Below are 23,781 nucleotides of genomic sequence, written 5' to 3' on the forward strand. Positions count from 1 at the left end.
TCTCTCTTACATCTTAATATGAACTGTGGATTCAATCAATTTATTTGCATACTTTTGGTTCAGTTTAGACTGTTCGTACTCATACCGTTTTTTGAAATTTGTTAAATATGAATCTCTTACTTTGTTTTCATCAACTGATTCCACAAATGCAGTAATAGGTGGAGTTTTAGCAACTATTTCAATAGGATATGATGTTTTACCAGTTCGTCTAAATGCCATTTGTCCATCATTTTCATTTTCACTTAAAGTTTTTGGAATAAATGCAGATGGATATATTTTATTAATTTTATAATCTCCGTGACTATATGGTTTCCTGAATTGAACACCTTTTGTATTTTGCTTTGCTCCAAAAAATTTATGACTTAATTTTGTTTTAGTTGATATCCATAATGATGCATTTAATGTGTTTGGATTGCTTTTGCGTATCTTAATATACTTGATGGGAAATGTAAATTGTTGTTCTCTCTTTATTTCCTTAGTTATAAAAGTACGAGTGGAAGTAACTGCTCTGTTAATAGCACTATTTACAGCCTTAGCATGTGCTTTACTCATTTCCTCTACACCTTTTACATGTTCAAAAAGTGTCATTTAATTCCTTTTGCTTCAATCAATCTATCCAATTTTTTGTTAATATCGGACACTTTAATTTCCAATCTTTCCAGTATTACATTATTTTGTGCCGTCTGGATTTCCACCAGTTTTAGTCTCGTTTCATGGTTGCTTAAAACTTCCTTATTTGATTCCAACTTTGCATTTGTTGTAAAATAAAAACCAACTATAATAACCGTTACCGTAATAATCTGAACTGTATATCGCTCCCAAAATGTTTTTACTTTTTCCATCAAAAAATCCTCAATTTAAAATTATTGGGAGCACCGTTGGATGCTCCCATTTATTATTTATTTTACCCTGACTAAGATACAGTTGTACTTTTTGCAAATGCATTGGTATCCAATGTTGCAACATCCATTAAGACCTGTGTAGTAAGAACTACTAAACCTGATCTTGCTTGTGTGTACTCATCAATCACCATTTCAACTCCACCAAACTGTCCAACGAGAACTTTACTAAAGTCTCCAAAAATTACAGTTGATGAACCTATTTGGTTAGATTCAAACACCTTGTAACCAGCCATCATGCCATCTTCGCTTAAAACATAAGTTGGATATCCAGTTTCCTTTGCTCTTGCTTTCAAAGTTGCAGCAGTAGTTGGATTAGCAACAAAATACAAGTTTCCACCAAGTCTGTTTGCAACAGCCACTGTTGATGGGAAACTTAAAGCAGTTGCATAGCTGAAACTTGAACCAGATATACTTGTAATTCCTGCATTAAGCACACCAGTAGGTTGATTGCTGTTTCCTGAGCCATTAAATATTGCATTATCCATACCAACAGCTACTGCACTATTTATGTTTTCCATTAACCATTGGTTTAATGTAGGTGTGGATTGTTTTAACAGTTGAAGTGAATATGATGTAGATGATCCACCTCTTTTTGGTGACAATGTTACCTGTGAACCAGATACATTAGACAGTGCAATTTCACCAGTTTCCCCTACCCAACTGAAAGCAGCAGCAGATGTAACTTTAGGAACGGTAAGGTTAGATGTTAACCCAGGCAGGTATCTTACACCAATCTGTGCACCTAAAGTCTGATTAAATGCATATCCTAAATACTCGTTTGCGTTTACAGTTGCAACAAAATCTGCACCAACATGTCCACCGCCAACAGTCATATTACGATTAGCGAGAACTTGTGCAGGAATGAAGATACCGCTAGTTGTTCTACCAGTTAATTTTTCAATCTCTCTGGACACTTCCAATTCAAATCCTGCATCCACTAATTGACCTTTTACTTTACTCAAAATTGCTTTTGAGATGTCATAAGTTCTTATTTCCTTTGCACTCAATTCAGGTTCAAAATTTTTAGTGTTTACTGGTTTACTCTGTAATCTTTCAATTACTAGATTTTGAAACTGTTCAGTTGAAAGATTCGATCTCTCAGCAAAATTTATATCTGACTCATTCAAACCATATTGTTTTCCTAAGTCTCTATAGTTTATATTTTCCATTTTTAATTCCTCTTTGATTATTTCAATTTTTGTTATTTTTTGTTCTTTTTTTTCAACTTCCATGCTCCGACCTATTCCCACTGTAATATCAGCAGGGATTGATACGATAGATACTTCATAGGGTGTCCAAGATTTTGCATATAATATGCCGTCTCTATCTTCATACTTATGCACAATGTATCCTAAAGACACAGATGTTAATGTTCCGTCTGCAATCATAGGGAAATACTCACTATTTTGTGAAAATTTTGCTTTCACTCTCAGTTTTCCATCCTCTATATATGCATCCAGTATTTTTCCAACTACTTCATCTGCATCGTGATTGAACACTATATTACCAGCAGTTCTTAATCTTTCCAATTGAACACTTACGGTGTCCATAGTTAAAACTTCCACACCAAACGACATTGATATGGGAGCATCGGATGCAACTGAAAAATCCAGTATGTAATCTTCATCCATTTTAGATTCAATTTGTAGTTCTCTTTTTATTAATTTCATTTAATTATCCCATTTATAATTTAATAATAAATATTATTTATTTAGTTCAGTTTAAATTTTTTTGGTCTATATTTTGTATTAGACCATATTTTTCCATCAATTTTTTTTCATTTGCAACTTTTTGAAAATGATCTTCAAGATCAATCCCTTTTTTTGCTAATACATCTGTGAGTGTAGTCATATTATTATTCAGTGCATTTATATCTGCATTTATATCATCTATTGGGTTGACATACTCAAAGCTCTTTGGAATCCATTCATAATTTTTAAATTTATCCAATTTTTGAAATGGAAGTGGACTTAATGAATTTGATGCAAGTGCACTAACTAACCATCTTTCAAAGACTGGATTATAAAACTTTTCAGTTAGCAATGTCTGTAATTTCCTGTATGAATCTCTTTCCAAATCCACACCGATACGACCTGAACTGTAACTAAAATCACTCAAATCCATTGTTAAACTACCGTAACTAACACCTAATGCAGTTGCAATGCTCCGTAACATATGTTTTATAAATGCATCTATACTTGCATCTGGAAATGCTGGATTAAATTGTTCAAAGCTATAACCCTCTGGGAGCACTTCAATTTCACCCGGCTCAACCGATTTAACAAAATTACCGTTAAAGTCCGTTTGTGCTCCTGTATATTCAGCCACAGATGCTCCTGCTTTTGTTATGAATCCCATCTTAGATGCTGCCACTCTAATATTGGTTAGACTTGCTTCGTCAATTGAGTTCAACATCCTTAGTCTATGTATAGCAGATGCCATCCAACTATATCCCCTGCCTTGTGATACTCTATTTTTTTTAAAAATATGGAGCATGTTTGCCATAGGAATACGAACATATTCAGTGGGACAATTTAAATGTTCTCTGTTTGCATCTGGTGGAAAAATTGAAACATATACTGCAACTGGAGCATGATATCTATTATATTCAATTCCGTGACGGATATAACTTCCATTAATTAATGTTTCATTTTTTTGATAATCCACATAATCAGCTTCAATTATTTGTAGCATCATTCCATATGGATTATCATTGCTGGTTACCATGTGAATAAATATTTCACCATCTCGGAGCATTGATCTTAATATAATATTTTGCAGTTCCACCCAACTTGTTTGACCATCCACTGTACAATTTTTTGACCATTTAAAAAAACTATTTTCAATCAGACTGTTTGCATATGTATCTGGTGTACTATCAGCATTTTGAATCCGTAGTTGCAAATTAAAACCTGATTTTCCTATTACATTTTTTTCCATGTTCTCAAAAAATGCAGATGCGTATGCGTTATTAATTTCAAGGTCTCTCGCTTTTGCTCTAAGAGTTGGAACATCGTATTTAAAGTTTCCATCTCCTGTGGAATCCACAATTACTTGCCAATCGCTGTTCAGTTGCTGGTTTTTTAAAAACTCAAAAAAGTTACGCTGGAACATATCTGGTTTTTGTTCAGGCTCTTTAATGAACATTTTCCTAAAATTTTGTATTAATCCCATTATGATCTCCCCCACCTTGTTATAATTTTTTGACCTGTTTTTTGGTATAGACCATTTTCAATTTTTTCCTGTTGTACCAATCTTTTGTATTCCGATCTGAACCTTAACAACTCTCCCAATGGAATATACTGTACCTGTCTACCAGCAATTGCTATACTTGCTTGCTCTTTAGTTGCTCTACTCTCTATTACCGCTTCAATCGCAGATAGTACCTTTTCAGCATGGCTCTGTGTAGTAGTAGTTAATTCCACAATAGTTGCCTCTCCAACTGGATTTGGTATATTGTCTACCACTGCAAATACCTGTACACTTCCTGTTGGGAATGTAGTTGTTGTTGCAGATGGTATGTAAACATTTACACCATTTGCCACCGAACTAAAACTACCTGTGATACTAAAACTACCTGTGATAGGTACTACAAATTGTATGGATGTTGGAATACTATCCAGATTTACTACAAAATTTGTGTCATATCCTCTGTATATTTTAAATGTCATATTATTTTACCTCTTCAATAAATATCTTTTTCACACCATATTCCATGTTCCTATTACTCAATTCCTTTGCTAAAATCGCAAATAAAATTGTAATATCTGTACATGAATAAATTTCATTTGTTGCACATCCATTGTTATCAATGTAAGTGACTTCATACATCTTTTTCATTATGGTTCAGGCTCTGGAATAGGTTCAATTATTACAGGTTTGGGGATATGATTTTCCTCAACTTTTGCAAATACTTCAACATCATAAAATGATGGTAAATTTGTGATAGTTATTCCACCGTTCACCAATTCAAATTCACTTCCATCAACTCGAACTATGTCACCTGTACTATTTGTAATTATCACGCTCTTATTTCCACTATCTATTGTTATCATTATGATACCTTTTTCCTATTGCTAATGTCTATGTTAACTGCTGTTACAGTTTGTGATTTAGGTGAATAATCTCTGAGACAATTCAATATTGATGTGCCATCCTGAAATGTCAATCGCAATATCTCTTCAGTTCCCCCACCTACTGGATATTGAACACCCACTATGGAATTATTGAAAGTGCTTTGTGATATGTTTTCAAATCTGATTATCTGTAATAATGAAATTTGACCAGTAAATTTTTCACCAGCAGATGTATTTGCCGCAATCCTAAATGGTGTTAATTCAGTAACATTATCAATGAATTTACCAACCGATGTAACACTAACACCAGTAGGTACTACACCATTTTTAATGATGTACATTTTATCAGTGGAATTTACCAATGAACATATATTAGTCCATTCATTTGCTGAGTATGATACCTGTGTATTTTCAAATGCTGTGTTTACACCATCCCCTATGTTAAGTCTTACTTTACCTTCAACTCTCGTTTCAACATAATTTTGTCCATCTTGTATTATAATAGTTGAAGTTGCAAGTGAAGTTGCTTTGAACTTTTTAATTATTACTCTATCATATCTTTGTGTAAGTGAAAGTTTGTCAACATAAGCTGATCCAGCCCCACTCAAATACAATTTCAAATCTTGTGATACCTCTGCACTTGTTGCTTCAAAGTTTAATACAAACTTTGTAAATGTTCCAGCCACGATTGACAATGCTGAACTTGTTACACTTTTAGTTCCTAACTGTGCAGTTAGATTAACCATATCTGCTTGTTGAAGTGTTAAAGTAAAATCATCAAGTGTCGTTGTTCCAGCCACAGCAGACCTAACATTAAAAGTAGTTGCAGTAGCAACAAAATAAAATGTCTCTGAAAAATTAGTTGGATATGTTTTTAATATATTTCCACCTTCCATTAATTTTATTGAACCTGATACTGTACCAGATGTTACAACCTTGTAGATTTTTCCAACTGTTAAATATGCTCTATATACACCATTATTACTTGTGGTAATACTAAGACTATTTGCATCTACTTTTGTTACACTTACATCGGTTCCAACCCAACTCGCTGAAGTGAAATCAACTCCACCAACTAAATCACTTGCATATGTTAATGTTGTTGCATCGAGTCTAGCAAATCCTTCCAATGTATATTTTTTACCTGATACACATGATTCAATGTTTGCACTTGTTAATTTTACATGATTTGTTATTGAACTACCAGATATCGAACCACTAATCAATAATGATCCTGAACCTTCATATTTGTCAACAGTTGATAATGATGCTGAGTATGCACCTGAACCTGTCCAGTTTGTTGTACTACCGTTAAAATTCCAGTTATTTGAATGCAGGATTTGTTCCTGATCACGATTAAGATCAAATCCCTGATCAAACTTTACTGATATGTAATCTATAATACAAGCACCAGATGCTGGAGCATCAAACACAATTAATGTTGACTCTGCTGTAAATATTTTTGAAACTGTATTCCATTCACCAAGTGTATCTGGAAGTACAAAATAAGTACCGAGACCTGAACCAAAAGTTAATCCGTCTTCACCAGCCTGATACCTAATTTTGAATTTGTATTTTTGACCTACTATCAAGCCTGAAATAGTTTTAGATGTCCCTTTGTCTGCTGAAATGATAATGGTATTAGTATAGGTTTTTCCAGTAGTTGTACCAGCCCAATTTATACCATCATCTGTCCATCCAGCAATTGCTGAACCTACACTATATAGATCATTTGCAGATGCATTTAATATATTAAGTGGTAAAGCAATTTGTAAATATTCGTCTGATCCATTAAATTCCATAGCATATCCTAAATTACGGTCTATGCTTGTGGCATCATTTCCCTTACGGACATCAACATTCCTACCTGTTAATCCTTGTCTAGGTGTCATTGTCGACTCCTAGTTATACAGTTTCATACGCTAAAACTGCTGATCCAGTGTGAACCTGAATAGTAGTATATCGACCATAAATTATTGTACCACTAGCCCATTGCACTGCACTTCCACTATCTGTACTAGCAAATGCAATTGAACCTGTGATATTGGTGTGACTATATCCATCTGCTCTGGTAAGTGTGTGAAATTTTGTATCATTTACTATCTGAATCGATGTGAATGTTTTCCCTACACTTGCTGTAACAGCCGAATTTGCACTAATAAATTTTGTACCGTTCATAGTTATTTTTCCTCTTCAATTTTTATATTTAAATTTTTTAACATTGCTATCATTTCAGGCTGTGGATGGATGTCGGATTTGTCAAGTCTGTATGAATTATGTGTATAAATCCCAGCAACTTTACGGTGTGCATTTTCACTCAATTCCCACATATCTTTTTCACGATAATCCAACGGAATACCATATATCTTATTCCAATATCGTAGTAATTTTTCCACACTATCAATTTGTGCCTGAGTGTATTTTTGGAAATATTTTTGTCCTCTGAATCCTCTGGGATACTCAACTACCTGATCTTTTGGGACTTCCTGATTAGTCCATGAATAAAACTTTTCCCCTTTTTTAGTTAGGAATCCCCAGTTGCAAATCTCTACACCAATAGTATTTTGACTGTAATCGTAAAATGGCAATCCCCACTTTGCTAATCCGTGTGCCTGTCCGATATGTGCACCCCAAAATTTGGAACTAAATCCCTGCCATATCTTTCCGTCTCCAGCTACAACTACACAAGTTGCAACTCTCTCTGCTGTGCTATTCCAATAATCATATACATTTTTTGCTTGTGCATTTCCTGCTGTGCCATGTAATACAACTGCATTTTTTGCAGTTTCAACTTGCATATATTGGTTCAAAGGCATTGGATATTGTATTATATCTTTTGTTAGGTCTAATGTCATTAATTAATTATCCTCTTTATTATATTAAATAAATATATTATTTTTAGTTTAGATTGTATTTTTTTTTAGTTATACCTTATTTTTTTGTGCAACATTTCCTGCAAAGTATGCACCTGTAATCATTGTTAATCCAGTTGCTACACTTACTAATATTGTACCTGTATCTGGCACTGCATTTAGTAGACAATATATTGTCACACCGATATAAAAAATCAATGAGATTATTAGGATTAAGAACTTCCTTCCATATTTTGCGATCATGTTACCACCTTTTTGCATAAGATTGTCTGTGTAATTTTTGTACTACCTGTTGTTGCTGTGGCTGTGGAACTGCTGTGACCTTTTCAATCATCTTTTCATTTTCAGACTGTTCCAATTCCACATTGCGTTCTCTTTTTTCAGTATTTTCCAAAAGTAGTTTCCAGTTCACATTCAAAGTTTTCAACCCATGCAAGGCATATACCATACAGTCTAAGACTTCATTGTTTGCTTTTTCACTAATCTTTTCATAATACGCCTTTCCCTGTTTGGATTTTACCATACGCTCTGAAAAAAACTGATTAAAAAATCTTTCATCGCATATGTCTTTATGCCAATGTATTACACCGCCACCAGACTTTTTCAATATCTTTGCTCTCTGATACAGCATAGTTTTTGCACTAATTGTGCCTACAAAATACAATGGTACTCTGTAACGGTTTTTAAAACTGGGTCTGTAATCGCATACACTCCGTATGTTATCGCCTGAACCTTTAATTGGGTATACTTTATTGTGAATGTTGTTTTTGCAAAATTGATATACTGCATCCGTATTATGTCCACCAGAGTCTATGTTTGTTATCGTAATATTGCGTTCAATAATATATTTTTCCACATCTGTCCAAAATTCAGGTAGGCTGGGATTCCCAGGAAATATAGGTCTATCAAGTATCCAACTCTCTTCATTATTATCCCAACCAACTAATACACCTTCCACTCGTGAATCTTGTGTGTCCAAACCTAATGTTGTAATTACATAGTCTTTTGTATCCCTACTGAACTCTTCAACTCTTGTTAATATCTCTGGTATATCAACATCTGAACTGTAATCCTCTTCCCAAGGCAATGCAAGAGTAGTATTACGGAATACTTGTATCTTAGAGTAGTCACCTGCCTTTGCTAATTCATTAGCCTCAACAAATCTTTTTACTATGTCATCCCAACTTGAAAATGGTGAATACAACTCATTTATATGGAATCCAACAGATTTTTTTGTATTAGATGCAACCCATTTTCCCTTTTCCACCATTTCATTTTTATGTTTTTCATAGATTTTAGTGGAGCAATTAGGACATATATAATGTATATCGTCTGTGTTTCCATCTGTTTCAGTCCATCGCATTTGCTTAAAATCTAAAGGCTGGAAGTGTCCACAATTAACACATGGTACATGGAAATATTGTTGATTTGTATTTTGGAATTCATGCCAGATTTTTGAAGTTTCAATGTTCGCTGGTGAACTTGCCATTATAATTTTACGATTCCTTGCATATGTCTTAGTTCTCTGGGATGCAATTTGAACTGGATCACCTTCCACATTATCGGAATACCTATCCACTTCATCGAGTATGAGATACCTAATTGCAGCAGATGCGAGACCCCCAGGTGAATTACTACCAACATGAGTAATTGAACCACCAGCATACTCGACATAGTCGAGCGTATTACCAGCTTTCCTTGAATCCATATCCACTGTACCAGCAAGAACTGGCATATCTCGTAGCATACTACGAAATCTTGTTTTCACATATTTTGTTGCCATTTTCAAACTATAATGAACATACAATGTTGGGGATGGGTCTTCCACTATTTGATAAATTAAAAAGTTTGACAGGATTTGTGATTTTCCAATTTGACTACTGGCTACTATTACAACTTGTCGATTCAATGGGTCACTTATGGAATCTAATATATCTCTCTGAAAACTAATGCATTGAAATTGACCTGTTTCAGCAGCATACGCAGATGAAAGAACAATGTTTTCCTCACTCCATTTTGAAAGTGGAATGGTTTTTTTAGTCTGGATATCCTTTATTTTATTAAAAAAATATTGGTCAAATTTTTCATTTCCCCTGAACATTATCAATATCCCGTAATAGTTTTTCAATTTCAACAGCAATAATGTCTTTTGCAATTACCTCAATTTCCATCTCTGATCTGTTATCAGTTTTTTTTGAAATTTTGCGTGGCAATTGCTCTAAGGTTTGCTTAATTTTTTGTGTGATTTTTTGAATTGTATCTTTTATGTGATCAATTTCAACCAGTTCATTTTCCTGTTCTCTTATACTAAGTTCCAATTTTTTAGATTGTAATTCCAACAGTCTTAATTTTGCATCTGTGGTTGTATTAGCTTTAGTCGTTCCGTTTTTTTGAAAAAAATGAATGCACTCTAACAGGTTGTATTTTTTAGTAGGCTGTATTTTTGGAAAGTCTGAATTTGTCTGGATTAATTTTTCAATAGTCTGCAATGAGATTTTGAAAATTACTTTCATATCCTGTTTAGTTATTTCAATTTCATTGTATTTCATATCATTTACACTTTCACTATTTTTCAATCTCATCTAATTTTAGTTTTGGCGAACAGCCTACAGCGTATATGTGCCAACTGTAGGAGTACCTTGCTCTAATTGCCCCATATAACGCATAGGAAAGGCACTGTAACGATTAAATCTTTTAGGCATATCATATATCCTCTTTGAGTCTGTTCGTGCTCTGGTGACGCTCTAATGCGTTCATTAATATGTATGCTTTGATTTATTTTTTATTTGCACTATTTGCCTTTCCTACTATTTTCATATAAATATAAAATTTATAGTTCAGTCTCATTTATTTTTCCTGCATATATCTTTGCCACTATATCTGTCTTATGTTTGCATTTATATATCTTCAAATGTTGTAATGTAATTTTCCTGTATATCCTGTTGTACTCTTCAATCGTCTTATCTATTGTTAATCCATTTGCCCAAATCTTTTCATTGTTATCTTGTTTCATTATCTATCTCCGCTTTAATTTGTTGAATCATTGCATTCATTTTAATTTGCTTTGCTATGTTGTACTCTGCTGTATTATTGTGGTGGCATACTACTACACCATCTAATGCATTAAGTATATCCCAATCCACACACATAAAGTTGGCATTGCTATCTGGGTTATCATGGATAGTATATTTGAATCGATCATTATATAATGCCTCTTTTAACTTTGATACATTTACTAATCCTACATTCCATATCTTATCATATGCCACTCTACAATGCAGATAATAATCTGCTTCAATATCCTTAATCTCTCCCCATTCATTAGTGAATCTATTATTCATATATTCAATAGTGAAGTGATTATAATCCATATCTTGTATGGTTTTTATCTGGAATGTCTTTGATAGATTTATAGATTTATGTTGGTATGTTATAGTTGCATCAATATGTTTTTCAATATCAGTTGGGTTGTTACTGTGAAGTGTGCAGATTACATTATCGTATTTGTACATTATATTATCTTGTATCCATTGCAATGCGACTGGCATATATCTATTAGATATGTCCATTTGGGTATTGTGCATTAATTTGCGTTGGTTGCCTGTATTATGTATTATTTGCATTTTTGTTCTCCCAATCTTTTCAGCATCTCTTTTATCTCTATTATTGCTAATCTTATTTGTATATCTTTTAAGTTTTTTTCCAATTCCAATATCTTTTCCATATTATATCTCCAATGATTATATGATTTATTAATTACTTATAAATATAAATTTATTTTAAAAATTGACTGGAATTTGTAATATTTTTAACATTTATTTTTAAAATGAAAAAGGCTGGATTAACCAGCCTTAAACAACATGATAAACTATATATGGTACAACATAATAAACTATTTCCTGTGCTTTGTTATAGTATGTCTTTTTATCCCTTTAAATGGATTTTGTTTGGATAACATTTCATAATTTGCAACTGGATCACCTTTCATCCTACCAGCTTGTGCCATTATATCAGTTAGGTAATCAAAGTACTCTGGTGTGGCTTTTGTAACCGTGATTGTGTCTGGTCTTTTTTCATTGTCTTTCCATCCAGATGCAATTTGTTTTTTGTTCCTTTTGCGTGGTATACCAGCTTCATCGAGAGCATCTGTTATTTGCTGTACACCAACTTTATATCTAGCACTTAATTTACCTAAGCTCATTTTTGCTTTATACAATTTTACGATTTCAATTTTATCATTTTCACTTAATTCATTTTTATGATATGGCATATTATTTATTCCTTATTTAATTTAAAAAAAATAAAGCCCAGTTTTTTAGGCTGGGCTTGGATAACAACATGGAAAAATTACATCCAAATAATACGATAGTCTTTTAATATTTCCTGTACTTGTTCATCTGTCATTTCCCAAGTATCATCTTCATCTTCACATTCACATTCACATTCCCACTCTCCATCATCATTCCATATTCCTTCACAATCACATTCATGTTCTTTTGGATTTCCATCATATATGGTATATATATCTGGATATTCATGTGGATATTCATCGTTTTCATATATCTCCACTGAAATACGATAATTCATGTCTGAAAATTTCATGTAAGTACCATCATATATCACATTTCCATCATTTTCAGCTAATACTATTGCCTTTGCAATTTCCTCTTCACTTGTTCCACTGTGTGCACTCTTAACATATAACCTATCCTGTTCAATGCAATGATCTCTTTTAAAATTGCTCCAACAAAAATCTGCTGGATTTTTTAAATTTGGATAAAGAGTATTTCCACCATTTCCATTCAGTTCCCAACATCCATTAATAAAGAACTCTCGAACATCCTCTTCAGGTGCATCTGGATCAATTTTATATTCCATGTATATATTTACCAGTTGTTCATCAATCCACTCACTAAATTCCTCTGAATCAACTAACTCTTGCTGTGTTTCAAATTGTACCATTTTATTCAGTTTGTTGCTCCAAACTTCAATTTTCATATTTTCCATGTTATTACTCCAATCGTTTATGATTAATTATTTTTATTTGCTCCTCTAATATACAAAAAAAATCTGAATTGGGCAAATATTTTTACCTTGTTTTTCATATTAATTTTACTATGTATATTTTTACTAATTATATATCTAATGTTGGATCAAATGATGTATCGTTTATAAAAGACTGATTCAAATACTTGTCAGCATTTGCTTTTAATGTAGCTGTATCTATTTTTCCAACTGGTTTCCAATCCGTATCATCTGGCTCTGTATTTGTTATTATTTTTTTCCTTGCATCTGCACCAAAGGCATCATCTACCATTGCATCTAAATTATCAATCTTTGTATACAATCCATCCCCAAATAAACTAAATGCCTTATCATATAAATTATCATTTAATTTTTGTTGTTCAGTCTTTTCAATAATAGGTGTTATAACATCTATTGCGGAATGAACACTATCATTATTACTATTTATGTTTTCCTGAGCGGAATCATTAATGGCTGTGGATACATTAATACTATCTAATTTATTATTTTCATCTTCAATTTTTAAATTAGCTGTAATATCAGGAAACATTTCATTGTCATCAATTATTTCATTATCGTTTAATTTAATTTTCATATTTTTTTCACTTTCATTATTAGTTAAATTTTCAATTTTAATAGCTGTGGTATCAATTGGTAAATCTCTCATTATTATTTTACTCTCAGCTTTAATTTTTTCAAAAATTACATTGTCAGACTGTGGAACATTTTGCAGAGCTTGCGAAGCAAAATTTTCACTATAAAAAATCGAGCCTTTAGGCGAAGATTTTTTATCAAGTATCCCAGTGGAATTACTATTAAAATTATCACTATTTAAGTTTTCATTATTAGAGTTTTCATTATTTAAGTTATCATTATTAAGTAGCCCAGTTTTTGACCCCTCAATATTTGACCCCTCAATATTTGACCCCTCAATATTTGACCCCTCAATATTTGACCCCTGATTTTTAGCCTGTTTTTCAGGGGTCAATTTTTGACCCCTAACTTTAGTATTTGTAGGGTCAATTTTTGACCCCTGAATTTTATTATTTGTAGGGTCGGTTTTTGACCCCTGAAATGAGATAGCTGAAATTGTATAGTGGTATCTATTATGTCCAGTCTGATCAATTTTCAAATATCCATTTTCAATTAAATTTTGTATTCCATCTTTAACCGTATTTTTTGACATACTTAATTTGCGTGCAATTACTTTTTGATTAGGTGAAAACGATTCATTGTTTGAAAGTAAATACATTAAGATACGGAATGCAGCAGATGTAACATTTGGATTTGTAATTGCTTCATTGTCAGTAGTTGAATAAAATCTTTTTCCAGATTCATATAATTTTGAACTTGAATGTAATTTTATCATTGATGCAGTATTAATAGGATTGTAATTTTTTGCAGTTTCCATGTGGAATCTCCTTTTGTTAAATTGTTAAAATTTCCATCCTGATTTAAATGTGGGAGCTGTTACACTCCCACTTAACAATTTAACCAAGGATGGTATATTAGCCGTCGCTAATACCTTTATAAATAGTATTTTATTTTTCCAAACACTCATTTTAGCACGATTTATTTTTCAATATTTTTAAATTAATTTATAGATGCCATAAATTCAGTATTCAATAATTCAATTCCATTGGATATATAATATTGGATAGTCTTTATTTCCATTTGTATCGCTTGTTGTTTAGTTTCAATCCCTTCAATAATTGGTTCAATTTTAAATATTTCATAAAATGAATTTTTATCAGATACACTTCGAACAAACTCAAAAAACTTTGATTTACGATCTGAACTGAATATAGATGCATAATGACTACTTAATCTACCAGTTAGTCTATAACCAGTTGAACCGATATATACAAAGTCATTAATCGAGTTGGTTATTTTATAAACTGTATAAGTTGCAGATTTCCTTAACATTAAATGTCTATCCCTTGTTGCTGGATCATTATGATATTTTGCTTTAACTCGATTTAGATTAGTCTCTCTAAAATTATTATCATATTTTCGTCTCCATCGTAGGTAATCTATTTTATATTGCCTCTTATCTTCATAGTCTTTATAACATGGTATTTCAGGTATTTCATTTGTATTACTCATTTGAACCACCTGATTTTTGATTGTTCAAAAATGTTTCCACTAATTTTTGAATCAGTGCAGACATAGGAATTAAACTTTCCTGACTGTATAATTTTAATTCATTGATAGTATCCAGTCTCATAGTGATAGTGATATTTTTGGATTTTGATGTGTTTGTTTTCATTTGAGATTCCTCATAATATTTAACATTGATTAATTATGAGTATAAATACAGTTGAGATTTCCCAAACATCAATTTTTTTTCAAAAAACTTCAACTTTTTTTAAAAAAAGCGTCGGTCGAACGACCGAGTACTATATAGACATAAAAAAAGCCACCCTAAAAAGAGTGGCTAACATAATTGGAGATTATTATGCCTTATAACTACAATAAATATAATTTTTTTAGTTTAACCTACAATAAATTTACAAGCGTAAAACTGTATTTAAAATTTTACCTGTGCTATTTTTTCAGCTAAATATATATAAAATCATATTTTATGCATAGGAACTGTGCTATTTTTGTGCTATATTTCCCCTTCAAATCACTGTTTTTTAACAAAATCGGAGTATTAGCACAAATTGGTTTAAAATGAAAAACCCTTAAAATGAGCTAAAAACGCAACATTTTAAGGGTTAAAGGGTGGAGATAAGGGGAGTCGAACCCCTGACCTCTTGAATGCCATTCAAGCGCTCTCCCAACTGAGCTATATCCCCGGAATTCAGACTGCAAATATAAAAAAAATTTATTTTCTGTGCAAAAGTTACCTGGATTCGGGTGCCAGTTTTGGATCTTCCGTCCTCATTCTCCACATAAGAGCCACACCCAGTATTGACATAACAAAGCAGGCAATCCACATCCACTTCGACCCCAGTCCTTCCATCATGAAAGCACCTGTTGCGGGACCAATAAACAGTGAGATATTAAATACAAGCTGCAGAAATCCCATGTACATTCCCTTCGAATTGACTGGGGCTATTTCTGCAAGATAGTTTGCTGAAGCCGGAGAAAATATCATCTCGCCAAAAGTCAATATGACCATGCATATTACAAGTGCGGGTACTGTGGTGGAGAAAGCAAACATTCCGAAACCTATCCCTGTGAGGATACCTCCGAGACTGAGCAGTTTTCGGTCTTCCCAGTCGGTCATTGCATTATTGATCGGCACTTCAAGGAAAATAATCATTATTGTATTCACCAAAAAGAGGACGCCGATGAATGGTTCGGGAAACTTAAGTTCGTTGACAACATAGAGCGAAACGGTACTGATTTGCGAGAAAAAAACGATGTAAACTGGTGACAGTGCTATCACATAGTAGATCAGTCGGGGGTCTTTGAACGGATTCAACTTTGTTTCACCAGCCTGCCGTCCTCTTTCCGCCACCTCCCTCCGTTCCTTCTCTTCCCGTGAAAGCGAAGTGAAATAGAGAAAAGCCAAAGCAGACAGTGAGGTGAGACCGTCGAAAATGAACATCCAGTGGTAATCAAAAATTATTAAAAATCCACCGAGAAGCGGACCTATACTGAATCCAAGATTAACTGCCAGACGGTTCAACGCAAAGGCTATTTTACGGTCTTCGGGCTTTACAATTTCCGAAATCAAAGCAAGGTTTGCAGGTCTGAATCCCTCGCTCACCCAGGAAAGAAGTGTCGTCAGAACAATTATCATCCAGAATTCGTGAAAAAACGGGAAGATGAAGAGAACTACAGCACTTAGAAAAAGGGAGAGTTTCATTATCGGCATATTGCCAAACTTGTCCGCAAGTTTTCCTACAACAGGACCCGCTGCAAGCGATCCGATTCCATACGCGGCAAGTACATACCCGGCATAATCTATCGAGTATCCCTGATATTTTGTCAGATAGATTGCAAGAAAAGTCAGGAACATCGACCCGGCACGGTTGATGAAAGTTGCGAATGAGATAGCCCACATGCTCTTCGGCATCCGTGCGAGCGAACTCCAGGGATTTATTTTCCGTAATACCGGTTTTATTTTTTTAGAAACCAAACTCTGAAATCAAAATTGTTAATATTGTTATAGCAACTGAACCGAGTTCAAGTTCCCGATGATTAACTGCTTCAAAAACATCATTATCTGAATGGTGAAAATCGAAGTAGCGCTGGCTGTCAGGGACATAACCAATCAGCGCCCTGGCATTTTTTATTCGTGAAATGTCGGCACCACTTCCCCCTTTTCGGAACCATTCGATGCCTGTTCTTCTAAAGTAAGGTAGCCATGATTCCATTTTGCTGATAATTTCCGGAGTCGAATCGACACTGAAACCCCTGGGAGTGAAACCTCCCCTGTCTGACTCTATAGCTGCATAATGGGTATTTTTTTCAGCAGCAGCAAATTCGCCGTAACCTTTTCCACCAACAAGCCCGTTTTCCTCGTTTGCAAAAAGCACAGCCCTGATGGTTCTTTTCGGTCTGAATCCCGTTTTTTTAATCAATTGAAGGACTTCCACAGCCTGTACACAACCGGCTCCGTCATCGTGAGCCCCGTCCCCTTTATCCCATGAATCGAGGTGAGCCCCAGTGACTATTATTTCGTTCGGTCTTTCGCTCCCCCAAATTTCTGCGATAATATTTCGAACAGTCGTGTTCCCCTTTGTTTGACAGTCGAGTTCCAGTTCAAAAATGTATTTTTCCGGATTCGGAGATTGAGCGATGCCGGCAAGAATTTTATTTAACCTGATTGCACTCTGAACTCCGAGAGCAGCAGCAGGAATTTTGGGAATCGTATCGAAGTATCTTAAAGTACCTGTGTGAGGAGTGTCGTCAAAATTTGATGCCACTGACCGGATAAGTACTGCCGTTGCACCGTAATCCGCAGCTCTGTGTGCTCCATTAACCCTGTAGTTTACTGCAGGTCCATACGATTCAAAAGATTCGTAAACATCCTGTGGGAATTCGAAATTAAAGAAAACAATCTTTCCTTTTACTTCCTCTTTTCTTTTTTCCAGCTCATCAAAATCGGATATTTCTATAACTGAACCTCTTAAGATTCCTTCCGTACCAACCGAACCGCCCAAAGCAGCGATATTAAAATATGTATCAGCGCCTGTGTTTTTCCCGCGCAACTTGAATTTCTCTCTGCTCCCTCTCTGCCAGTTTACGGTAGTAAAAGTCTGTGTGTAAACTGTATCTACACCAATTTCTTTTAACTTCTGTATGAAAAAATCCTCAGCTCGAACAAGATTTTTGCTTCCGGCTAATCTGCTGCCGATTGTGCAAAGTTCACGAAGAAGATTATAGCCGAATGTGTCAACAAGGGCAGTTCTGTGCATCATCCGAAAAGTCTTCTCCAGTGTGGAGTCGGTTTTTTCGATGGATTGAGAAGCGGAACTAAAAGATAATACAGACAGGGCGAGTAGTAATAAGCAGAAAAAGCGTCTCATAAGCCGATAAAGGTACCTGAAAAAATGAAACGCAAAGATACTTTAATCGGAGAGAATATTCAATGAAAATAAATGTGGGTGAATCCGGGTATATAATCTGTTGAGGCAGTAATGGCAGAACCGAATATCCGGATGTTGGATTGGAACATTTTACCTGTATTATTATGAGACACAATTCATGATTATTCTCATTTTGAGAATGGAAATATCTTTATTTTAATTCGAAAACAGCATAATACCTTTTGGTACGGTTTTTGCATATTCATTCTTTATTTTTTAATCAATTATATGTCAGATGAATAACATGCCGAATAACAAGACAATTTTTTCAAAGGTTATTGCAATTGCAATGTTCCTTGCGCTGTTGCTTACGGGCACACCAGAGATTTTTTCCCAGGTCACAACACCGTTTCAACCCAGGTTTCAATCTAATGAAAAGGGTGATATTCAAATATTTGGAAACGCATTGTTGAAATGCCCTGCGGGAAACTGCGGCGGTAACAACAACAGCTACAGCATGGTAAATATTGATATTGACAGTGATGCCTCCACTTTTAACTCCAGTTCTGCAAATTTCACTCTCCCCGCAGGTGCTACGGTGTTATGGGCGGGCCTCTACTGGAACGGCATCTCAACCAATTCTGCAAGAAATACGGCATTGTTCAAAACACCCGCATCGGGTGGATATGTGAGTCTGACAGGTATCACCTACGACAACAGCTACGGTTATCAAGGTTTTAAAGATGTGACTTCCCTCGTCCAGGCTGGTGGTACAGGCACATACATTACAGCAAATGTCAGAACAAATACCGGTACAAACACATGGGCTGGATGGGCACTTGTCGTTGTTTACAGAGACCCTTCAAAACCACAAAGAAACCTGACAGTTTTTGACGGTTTGGCAAATGTAAGTACAAGCAATGCTAATGTAAATATTACTATAAGTGGATTTACAACACCCCTTTTCGGTCCTGTGAATGTTGCCCTCGGCGTAGTTGCTTACGACGGTGATGCTGATTTGACTGGCGATGCTCTCAAATTTAACAATCAGGTTATCTCAAACGGATTAAATCCTGCATCCAACTTCTTTAACAGTACAATCAGCAGATTCGGCACTCTGATAACTGATAAAAATCCAAACTATGCAAATCAGTTGGGACTTGATATTGACATCGTGGATGCAACCGGAAAATTGAGCAACGGGCAGACAAGTGCTGTGCTTAATCTTACAACCGGAGGTGAAAGCTACAATCCCGGTGTGGTTACAACAGTTATCGACATCTTCGCACCTGACATTAACATCACTAAAAATTTCACAGATCTGAATGGTGGAAGTGTAACTCCTGGCGATACCCTTCTCTACACTGTCAGTCTCGTAAACAACGGACAGGATGCCGCCAACAAAGTAGTAGTTGTCGACTCAATTCAGAATTACATGACTTATCTTCCCGGCAGCATGGTTGTTACAAGCGGAGCAAACAGCGGAAATAAAACCGATGCAGCAGGTGACGATCAGGCATTTTTTGCTTCAGGAAAAGTAAACTTTAACCTTGGATCGGGTGCAACATCTTCTACCGGAGGTAATCTTAATCCCGGTGAATCGACTGCCGTCAGCTTCAAAGTGGTGACTGACCAGCCACTCCCCGACAGTTTGAGTGCAAACAATTTCGCTTTGGCAACCTACAAAAGTCAGTCCATTCCAATCAGAGACTACTCAAGTCAGTCTGCCACAGTTACGGCACCAATTATCTCATTATCCGATCTGTCACTTACTAAAACAGTTTCAAATTCTGCTCCCGTGGTCGGAAGCAATATCGTATATACAGTTAAAGTGACAAATTCAGGACCGGAAATCGCAACCAGCGTAAGTGTTAACGATCTCCTCCCCTCAGGTTTGCAATTCGTTAGTTATTCCTCCTCAACAGGAACCTATGACGATGCCACAGGTGACTGGGTTATCGGTACAATGAATCCGGGCAGAACTGATTCTTTAAGAATCACAGTTTTGGTAAATGGTACCACAGGAATTACCAATTTCGCAGAAGTAAAATCTCTTGATCAGACCGATCCCGATTCGAGCCCAAACAATGGAAATCCTGCCGAAGACGATTACGCTTCTGTTTCGATAAATCCTGTTAATTCTGCAGACTTGAAAATCAGGAAATTAGTAACTCCTGCCAATCCAACCGTTGGCTCAACTGTCACTTATACCATAACGGTGTCAAATGATGGTCCCGGTAATGCGACAAATGTAATGGTAAATGACAAACTTCCAGCAGGTATATCATATGTTTCTCATACTGCCTCCCAGGGTTCGTATGTCCCCGCTACAGGTGACTGGAACATCGGTACTATCAATAATGCAGGTGATGTGGTTCTAACTCTCGTTGGAACAAAAACTTCACCGAATATAATTACCAATATTGCAGAAATAACTGCGGCTGATCAGTCGGATCCATTTCCATTGGACAGGAAAGACAGTGCCACAATTCCGATTCAGGTTGCTGATCTTTCCATCAGCAAATCAGTGTCTCCACAGGCTCCTCAGTATGGTCAGCAGGCAACATTCAGAGTTGTTCTGAAAAACAACGGACCAACGGCTGCAACAGGAGTAATTGCACAGGATTCACTCGTAAGTGGTTTGAGTTATGTGAGTTCAACTGTCACACAGGGTGTCTACGACCCGGTATCGGGTGAATGGTTTATTGGCACAATCGCCAACGGTGACAGTGTCGTCTTGCTGATAACGGTTAATATAACATCATCGATAGGTTTAACCAATACGGCATCGATCAAGTTTTCACACGAGATAGACCCGACTTTGGGTGACAGAACCGCGTCCGTAAACTTTACGGCAGCCTCTTCCGATCTGAGTATTTTGAAGACAGTTGATGATGCAAACCCGGGAGATGGCACAACCATTAACTACACAATAACGATTACCAATAACGGGCCCTCAGCATCAACAAATTCCACAGTATATGACAAACTGCCGAATGGTCTGGTCTATCAGTCTCATTCAACCTCGCAGGGTCTGTACAATATTGCTACAGACGAGTGGGAAACGGGTCCAATTCCGTCAGGTGGTTCTGCAACCTTGCATATTACTGCAAAAGTTATCTTTGACAGCCTTAGTGCTACTGTAATCAATCTCGGACCCGCGACAGGCTTCAACCTCTTTGTTTTGAACGATTTTTCCGCTCCTTCATCGGATGTTGAGGGTAAAGCTGCGATAGGCAGAGATGTGAATGTAGCCGGTTACAGTTTTGGTGACAAGTATCCAAACTCGAACGGAACTGAAGATATTCTGATCGTCGGAAGAAATCTTACATATATCTCAGGAGCCATCTATTCAGGAAATGTGGTGTATGGCAACTCCACCAACCTGCCGATTAATGGTGTTTCCATCAACAACGGAACACTTAGAAAAGATACAGTTATAGACTTCGCTGCAGCAGCCACTTATCTGCAGAGTCTTTCAACTTCCATCAGCCTCTATCCTGTGAATGGCTCCACCCATTTTGAATGGAACGGACTTGAACTTACAGGTACAAATCCATTCCTGAATGTATTCTCGGTATCAGGTGCACAACTCTCCCAGGCAAACAGCGTTGCATTGAATGTACCGAACGGTTCTGCCGTATTGGTGAATGTCAGCGGAACAAATGTAAGCTGGACAGGTGGACTTACAGTAACCGGAACAGCAAAAGAAAATGTAATCTATAATTTCTATGAAGCCACTGCTCTCAGGATTGTTGGTATCGACATCCGGGGTGCCGTTCTCGCTCCGTTCGCTTATGTTACTTTCCCTTCAGGTGTTCACAATGGACAGATGATAGCATATAATGTAACAGGAAGCGGACAGTTTAATCTTTCCAATTTTATGGGAAATATTCCAATAAACAAAGATATCTGGAATGTTGCGGAAATCATGTCCGCCGATCAGTATGATCCCGACTCAACCCCCGGTAATAACGATCCTTCGGAAGATGATTATTCCAAAGTAAAGATTCATGTCACTAATATCGTTCCCGCTCCAAATCTCAACTTTGGAAACTGGAACTACATGACCAACTTTGGGCAGGATCAGATGGTCATGACCATTGCCCGTGACAACACTAATATTCTGTTCGCCGGAACTCTTGGAGGTGTGGTTTACAAATCCACCGACAACGGTACCAACTGGACACAATTACTCAATACCATTAACAATGCCACCCTTATCTGGAATATAAAAGTACTCCAGAACGGAAAAATTCTTGCTGCTACCGAACAGGGTATCTATATCTCTTCAGATAATGGTGCAAGCTGGGAACTCTCCACCCTGAACGGGAAAGATACCAGATCGATTGTTGTTGATTCTCAGGGTATCATCTATGTTTCCACATGGGGAAGTGGTGTTTATAAATCTGCCGACAATGGAAATACATGGACAGCCATGAACACGGGTCTGACAAATAACAATATCAACACCCTTGCAATAAATGCGCAGGGAACCCTGTTTGCAGGTTCATTCGGTGACGGGGTTTTCAGATCAAACGGCACCGGTTGGGACCGCCTAACCGGAGACAACCATTTTGTCTGGACACTTTATGTCGACGGACAAGGGTCACTCATCTGTGGTACATATGGAGCCGGTGTCTTCACCTCCAACGATAATGGATCATCTTGGACACATCTTGCCCTCTCCTCCAACCTGAACTATACCTACGGAATTACAGGTGATCAGAACGATAATCTCTATTTCATCTCCTTCACGGGAGGTGTCACTGTGAGAAATCACCAGACAGGGGCTTTCAACATGCTTGGCCTTTCAGCTCTTGGCGTTAGTTCGATATATATAAACCAGAACAATCAGGTTATTGTCGGTACTTCACCCGGATACCTTTACAAAAACGATTCACCATTGACTTCTGTTCAGACCGAAAACAACGGTATCCCTGCGAAATTCGAACTGAATCAAAATTTCCCGAATCCGTTTAATCCTTCGACTCAGATAAGTTTCGCTGTACCACAGAAATCATTCGTGTCTCTCAAGATTTACGATGTTCAAGGTTCTGAAGTGGCAACTTTGGTTAATGAAGACAAGGAACCCGGGTTCTACTCAATCAATTTTGACGCCAAAAAACTGTCGAGCGGTGTTTATTTCTATAAAGTTATCGCCGGTGACTTTAACGCAGTAAGAAAAATGATTTTACTCAAGTAATGCAGTAATCCAATAATGCAGTAATGCAGTAATTTTTGTGGCATCCGGGGTTCGGGTGCCATTTTTTTTTGCTTCCATTCCCGTCCCACAACCATTATAATTTCGTGGAAAAAAAGTTAATTTTCCCTGAAACTGTGCTGTACCTCACATATATATCCGATGACTTAAAAAAATATCTTCCAATCAGAAAAAAAATGTAAAAATTAACTTTGA

The 23,781-nt window shown here is 36.0% G+C and carries 23 protein-coding genes and 1 tRNA gene; 1 reads left to right on the forward strand and 23 read right to left on the reverse strand.

Annotation, left to right across the window (positions count from 1 at the left end):
- Positions 1–6: 6 nt before the first annotated feature.
- The 23 genes from LCH52_03795 to LCH52_03905 all read right to left on the reverse strand — a co-directional run bounded on the left by LCH52_03795 (position 7) and on the right by LCH52_03905 (position 18,254).
- The gene (locus LCH52_03795; protein ID MCA0387597.1) at positions 7–588 is read right to left on the reverse strand and encodes a hypothetical protein; all 582 of its coding nucleotides are present in this window, start codon (positions 586–588) and stop codon (positions 7–9) included.
- Positions 585–842: a hypothetical protein gene (locus LCH52_03800; GenBank protein MCA0387598.1), complete on the reverse strand. Its 258-nt coding sequence runs from the start codon at positions 840–842 to the stop codon at positions 585–587. The genes LCH52_03795 and LCH52_03800 overlap by 4 nt, the downstream gene beginning before the upstream one ends.
- Before the next feature lie 71 nt (positions 843–913).
- On the reverse strand, positions 914–2,572 hold the full coding sequence (locus LCH52_03805; protein ID MCA0387599.1) for a phage major capsid protein: 1,659 nt from the start codon (positions 2,570–2,572) through the stop codon (positions 914–916).
- A gap of 46 nt (positions 2,573–2,618) precedes the next feature.
- Positions 2,619–4,076 carry a phage portal protein gene (locus LCH52_03810; GenBank protein MCA0387600.1) on the reverse strand — a complete coding sequence of 486 codons (1,458 nt, stop codon included), beginning with the start codon at positions 4,074–4,076 and terminating at the stop codon, positions 2,619–2,621.
- Positions 4,076–4,573: a hypothetical protein gene (locus LCH52_03815; protein ID MCA0387601.1), complete on the reverse strand. Its 498-nt coding sequence runs from the start codon at positions 4,571–4,573 to the stop codon at positions 4,076–4,078. Before LCH52_03815 ends, LCH52_03810 begins: the two co-directional genes overlap by 1 nt.
- A gap of 1 nt (position 4,574) precedes the next feature.
- Positions 4,575–4,742 carry a hypothetical protein gene (locus tag LCH52_03820; GenBank protein MCA0387602.1) on the reverse strand — a complete coding sequence of 56 codons (168 nt, stop codon included), beginning with the start codon at positions 4,740–4,742 and terminating at the stop codon, positions 4,575–4,577.
- The gene (locus LCH52_03825; protein ID MCA0387603.1) at positions 4,742–4,957 is read right to left on the reverse strand and encodes a hypothetical protein; all 216 of its coding nucleotides are present in this window, start codon (positions 4,955–4,957) and stop codon (positions 4,742–4,744) included. The genes LCH52_03820 and LCH52_03825 overlap by 1 nt, the downstream gene beginning before the upstream one ends.
- Positions 4,957–6,870: a hypothetical protein gene (locus tag LCH52_03830; GenBank protein MCA0387604.1), complete on the reverse strand. Its 1,914-nt coding sequence runs from the start codon at positions 6,868–6,870 to the stop codon at positions 4,957–4,959. The genes LCH52_03825 and LCH52_03830 overlap by 1 nt, the downstream gene beginning before the upstream one ends.
- 13 nt (positions 6,871–6,883) lie before the next feature.
- On the reverse strand, positions 6,884–7,156 hold the full coding sequence (locus tag LCH52_03835) for a hypothetical protein (GenBank protein ID MCA0387605.1): 273 nt from the start codon (positions 7,154–7,156) through the stop codon (positions 6,884–6,886).
- A gap of 2 nt (positions 7,157–7,158) precedes the next feature.
- Positions 7,159–7,833: an N-acetylmuramoyl-L-alanine amidase gene (locus LCH52_03840; GenBank protein MCA0387606.1), complete on the reverse strand. Its 675-nt coding sequence runs from the start codon at positions 7,831–7,833 to the stop codon at positions 7,159–7,161.
- Positions 7,834–7,902: 69 nt separating this feature from the next.
- A complete protein-coding gene (locus LCH52_03845) occupies positions 7,903–8,094 on the reverse strand; it encodes a hypothetical protein (GenBank protein ID MCA0387607.1) in 192 nt (63 codons plus the stop codon).
- A 1-nt stretch (position 8,095) separates the two neighbouring features.
- A complete protein-coding gene (locus tag LCH52_03850) occupies positions 8,096–9,979 on the reverse strand; it encodes a phage terminase large subunit family protein (GenBank protein ID MCA0387608.1) in 1,884 nt (627 codons plus the stop codon).
- A complete protein-coding gene (locus LCH52_03855) occupies positions 9,936–10,400 on the reverse strand; it encodes a hypothetical protein (protein ID MCA0387609.1) in 465 nt (154 codons plus the stop codon). The genes LCH52_03850 and LCH52_03855 overlap by 44 nt, the downstream gene beginning before the upstream one ends.
- A gap of 281 nt (positions 10,401–10,681) precedes the next feature.
- Positions 10,682–10,864 carry a hypothetical protein gene (locus tag LCH52_03860; GenBank protein MCA0387610.1) on the reverse strand — a complete coding sequence of 61 codons (183 nt, stop codon included), beginning with the start codon at positions 10,862–10,864 and terminating at the stop codon, positions 10,682–10,684.
- Positions 10,851–11,363, reverse strand: coding sequence for a hypothetical protein (locus LCH52_03865; GenBank protein ID MCA0387611.1), 513 nt, complete (start codon positions 11,361–11,363; stop codon positions 10,851–10,853). The genes LCH52_03860 and LCH52_03865 overlap by 14 nt, the downstream gene beginning before the upstream one ends.
- Positions 11,364–11,743: 380 nt before the next feature.
- The gene (locus LCH52_03870; protein MCA0387612.1) at positions 11,744–12,121 is read right to left on the reverse strand and encodes a hypothetical protein; all 378 of its coding nucleotides are present in this window, start codon (positions 12,119–12,121) and stop codon (positions 11,744–11,746) included.
- Between the two features lie 77 nt (positions 12,122–12,198).
- Entirely contained in the window at positions 12,199–12,849 is a 651-nt protein-coding gene (locus tag LCH52_03875) for a hypothetical protein (protein MCA0387613.1), read from the reverse strand.
- 136 nt (positions 12,850–12,985) lie between these two features.
- Complete coding sequence (locus LCH52_03880; protein MCA0387614.1) at positions 12,986–14,287, reverse strand: helix-turn-helix domain-containing protein; 1,302 nt, start codon at positions 14,285–14,287, stop codon at positions 12,986–12,988.
- Positions 14,288–14,469: 182 nt separating this feature from the next.
- A complete protein-coding gene (locus LCH52_03885; protein ID MCA0387615.1) occupies positions 14,470–14,982 on the reverse strand; it encodes a GIY-YIG nuclease family protein in 513 nt (170 codons plus the stop codon).
- A complete protein-coding gene (locus LCH52_03890; protein MCA0387616.1) occupies positions 14,975–15,145 on the reverse strand; it encodes a hypothetical protein in 171 nt (56 codons plus the stop codon). The genes LCH52_03885 and LCH52_03890 overlap by 8 nt, the downstream gene beginning before the upstream one ends.
- Positions 15,146–15,604: 459 nt before the next feature.
- Positions 15,605–15,677: transfer RNA gene (locus LCH52_03895), tRNA-Ala, on the reverse strand.
- Between the two features lie 47 nt (positions 15,678–15,724).
- Positions 15,725–16,906, reverse strand: coding sequence for an MFS transporter (locus LCH52_03900; GenBank protein ID MCA0387617.1), 1,182 nt, complete (start codon positions 16,904–16,906; stop codon positions 15,725–15,727).
- Positions 16,907–16,958: 52 nt separating this feature from the next.
- Positions 16,959–18,254 carry a M20/M25/M40 family metallo-hydrolase gene (locus LCH52_03905; protein ID MCA0387618.1) on the reverse strand — a complete coding sequence of 432 codons (1,296 nt, stop codon included), beginning with the start codon at positions 18,252–18,254 and terminating at the stop codon, positions 16,959–16,961.
- A gap of 412 nt (positions 18,255–18,666) precedes the next feature.
- Between LCH52_03905 and LCH52_03910 the strand changes: the two genes are divergently transcribed.
- Entirely contained in the window at positions 18,667–23,568 is a 4,902-nt protein-coding gene (locus tag LCH52_03910) for a DUF11 domain-containing protein (protein ID MCA0387619.1), read from the forward strand.
- The last annotated feature ends 213 nt before the right edge of the window (positions 23,569–23,781 follow it).

This window comes from Bacteroidota bacterium, assembly GCA_020161395.1.
Classification (GTDB): Bacteria; Bacteroidota; Ignavibacteria; order Ignavibacteriales; family Ignavibacteriaceae; genus UTCHB3.

Bases quoted from the DNA above. Each gene is read 5' to 3' on its own strand.
- LCH52_03845 (MCA0387607.1), bottom strand. From the start codon at position 8,094: ATGATCGCAAAATATGGAAGGAAGTTCTTAATCCTAATAATCTCATTG.
- LCH52_03825 (MCA0387603.1), bottom strand. From the start codon at position 4,957: ATGATAACAATAGATAGTGGAAATAAGAGCGTGATAATTACAAATAGT.
- LCH52_03905 (MCA0387618.1), bottom strand. From the start codon at position 18,254: ATGATGCACAGAACTGCCCTTGTTGACACATTCGGCTATAATCTTCTT.
- LCH52_03900 (MCA0387617.1), bottom strand. From the start codon at position 16,906: ATGCCGAAGAGCATGTGGGCTATCTCATTCGCAACTTTCATCAACCGT.
- LCH52_03795 (MCA0387597.1), bottom strand. From the start codon at position 588: ATGACACTTTTTGAACATGTAAAAGGTGTAGAGGAAATGAGTAAAGCA.
- LCH52_03810 (MCA0387600.1), bottom strand. From the start codon at position 4,076: ATGGGATTAATACAAAATTTTAGGAAAATGTTCATTAAAGAGCCTGAA.
- LCH52_03835 (MCA0387605.1), bottom strand. From the start codon at position 7,156: ATGAACGGTACAAAATTTATTAGTGCAAATTCGGCTGTTACAGCAAGT.
- LCH52_03890 (MCA0387616.1), bottom strand. From the start codon at position 15,145: ATGAAAACAAACACATCAAAATCCAAAAATATCACTATCACTATGAGA.
- LCH52_03865 (MCA0387611.1), bottom strand. From the start codon at position 11,363: ATGTACAAATACGATAATGTAATCTGCACACTTCACAGTAACAACCCA.
- LCH52_03885 (MCA0387615.1), bottom strand. From the start codon at position 14,982: ATGAGTAATACAAATGAAATACCTGAAATACCATGTTATAAAGACTAT.
- LCH52_03870 (MCA0387612.1), bottom strand. From the start codon at position 12,121: ATGCCATATCATAAAAATGAATTAAGTGAAAATGATAAAATTGAAATC.
- LCH52_03875 (MCA0387613.1), bottom strand. From the start codon at position 12,849: ATGAAAATTGAAGTTTGGAGCAACAAACTGAATAAAATGGTACAATTT.
- LCH52_03820 (MCA0387602.1), bottom strand. From the start codon at position 4,742: ATGAAAAAGATGTATGAAGTCACTTACATTGATAACAATGGATGTGCA.
- LCH52_03805 (MCA0387599.1), bottom strand. From the start codon at position 2,572: ATGAAATTAATAAAAAGAGAACTACAAATTGAATCTAAAATGGATGAA.
- LCH52_03860 (MCA0387610.1), bottom strand. From the start codon at position 10,864: ATGAAACAAGATAACAATGAAAAGATTTGGGCAAATGGATTAACAATA.
- LCH52_03800 (MCA0387598.1), bottom strand. From the start codon at position 842: ATGGAAAAAGTAAAAACATTTTGGGAGCGATATACAGTTCAGATTATT.
- LCH52_03880 (MCA0387614.1), bottom strand. From the start codon at position 14,287: ATGGAAACTGCAAAAAATTACAATCCTATTAATACTGCATCAATGATA.
- LCH52_03830 (MCA0387604.1), bottom strand. From the start codon at position 6,870: ATGACACCTAGACAAGGATTAACAGGTAGGAATGTTGATGTCCGTAAG.
- LCH52_03910 (MCA0387619.1), top strand. From the start codon at position 18,667: ATGCCGAATAACAAGACAATTTTTTCAAAGGTTATTGCAATTGCAATG.
- LCH52_03855 (MCA0387609.1), bottom strand. From the start codon at position 10,400: ATGAAATACAATGAAATTGAAATAACTAAACAGGATATGAAAGTAATT.
- LCH52_03840 (MCA0387606.1), bottom strand. From the start codon at position 7,833: ATGACATTAGACCTAACAAAAGATATAATACAATATCCAATGCCTTTG.
- LCH52_03815 (MCA0387601.1), bottom strand. From the start codon at position 4,573: ATGACATTTAAAATATACAGAGGATATGACACAAATTTTGTAGTAAAT.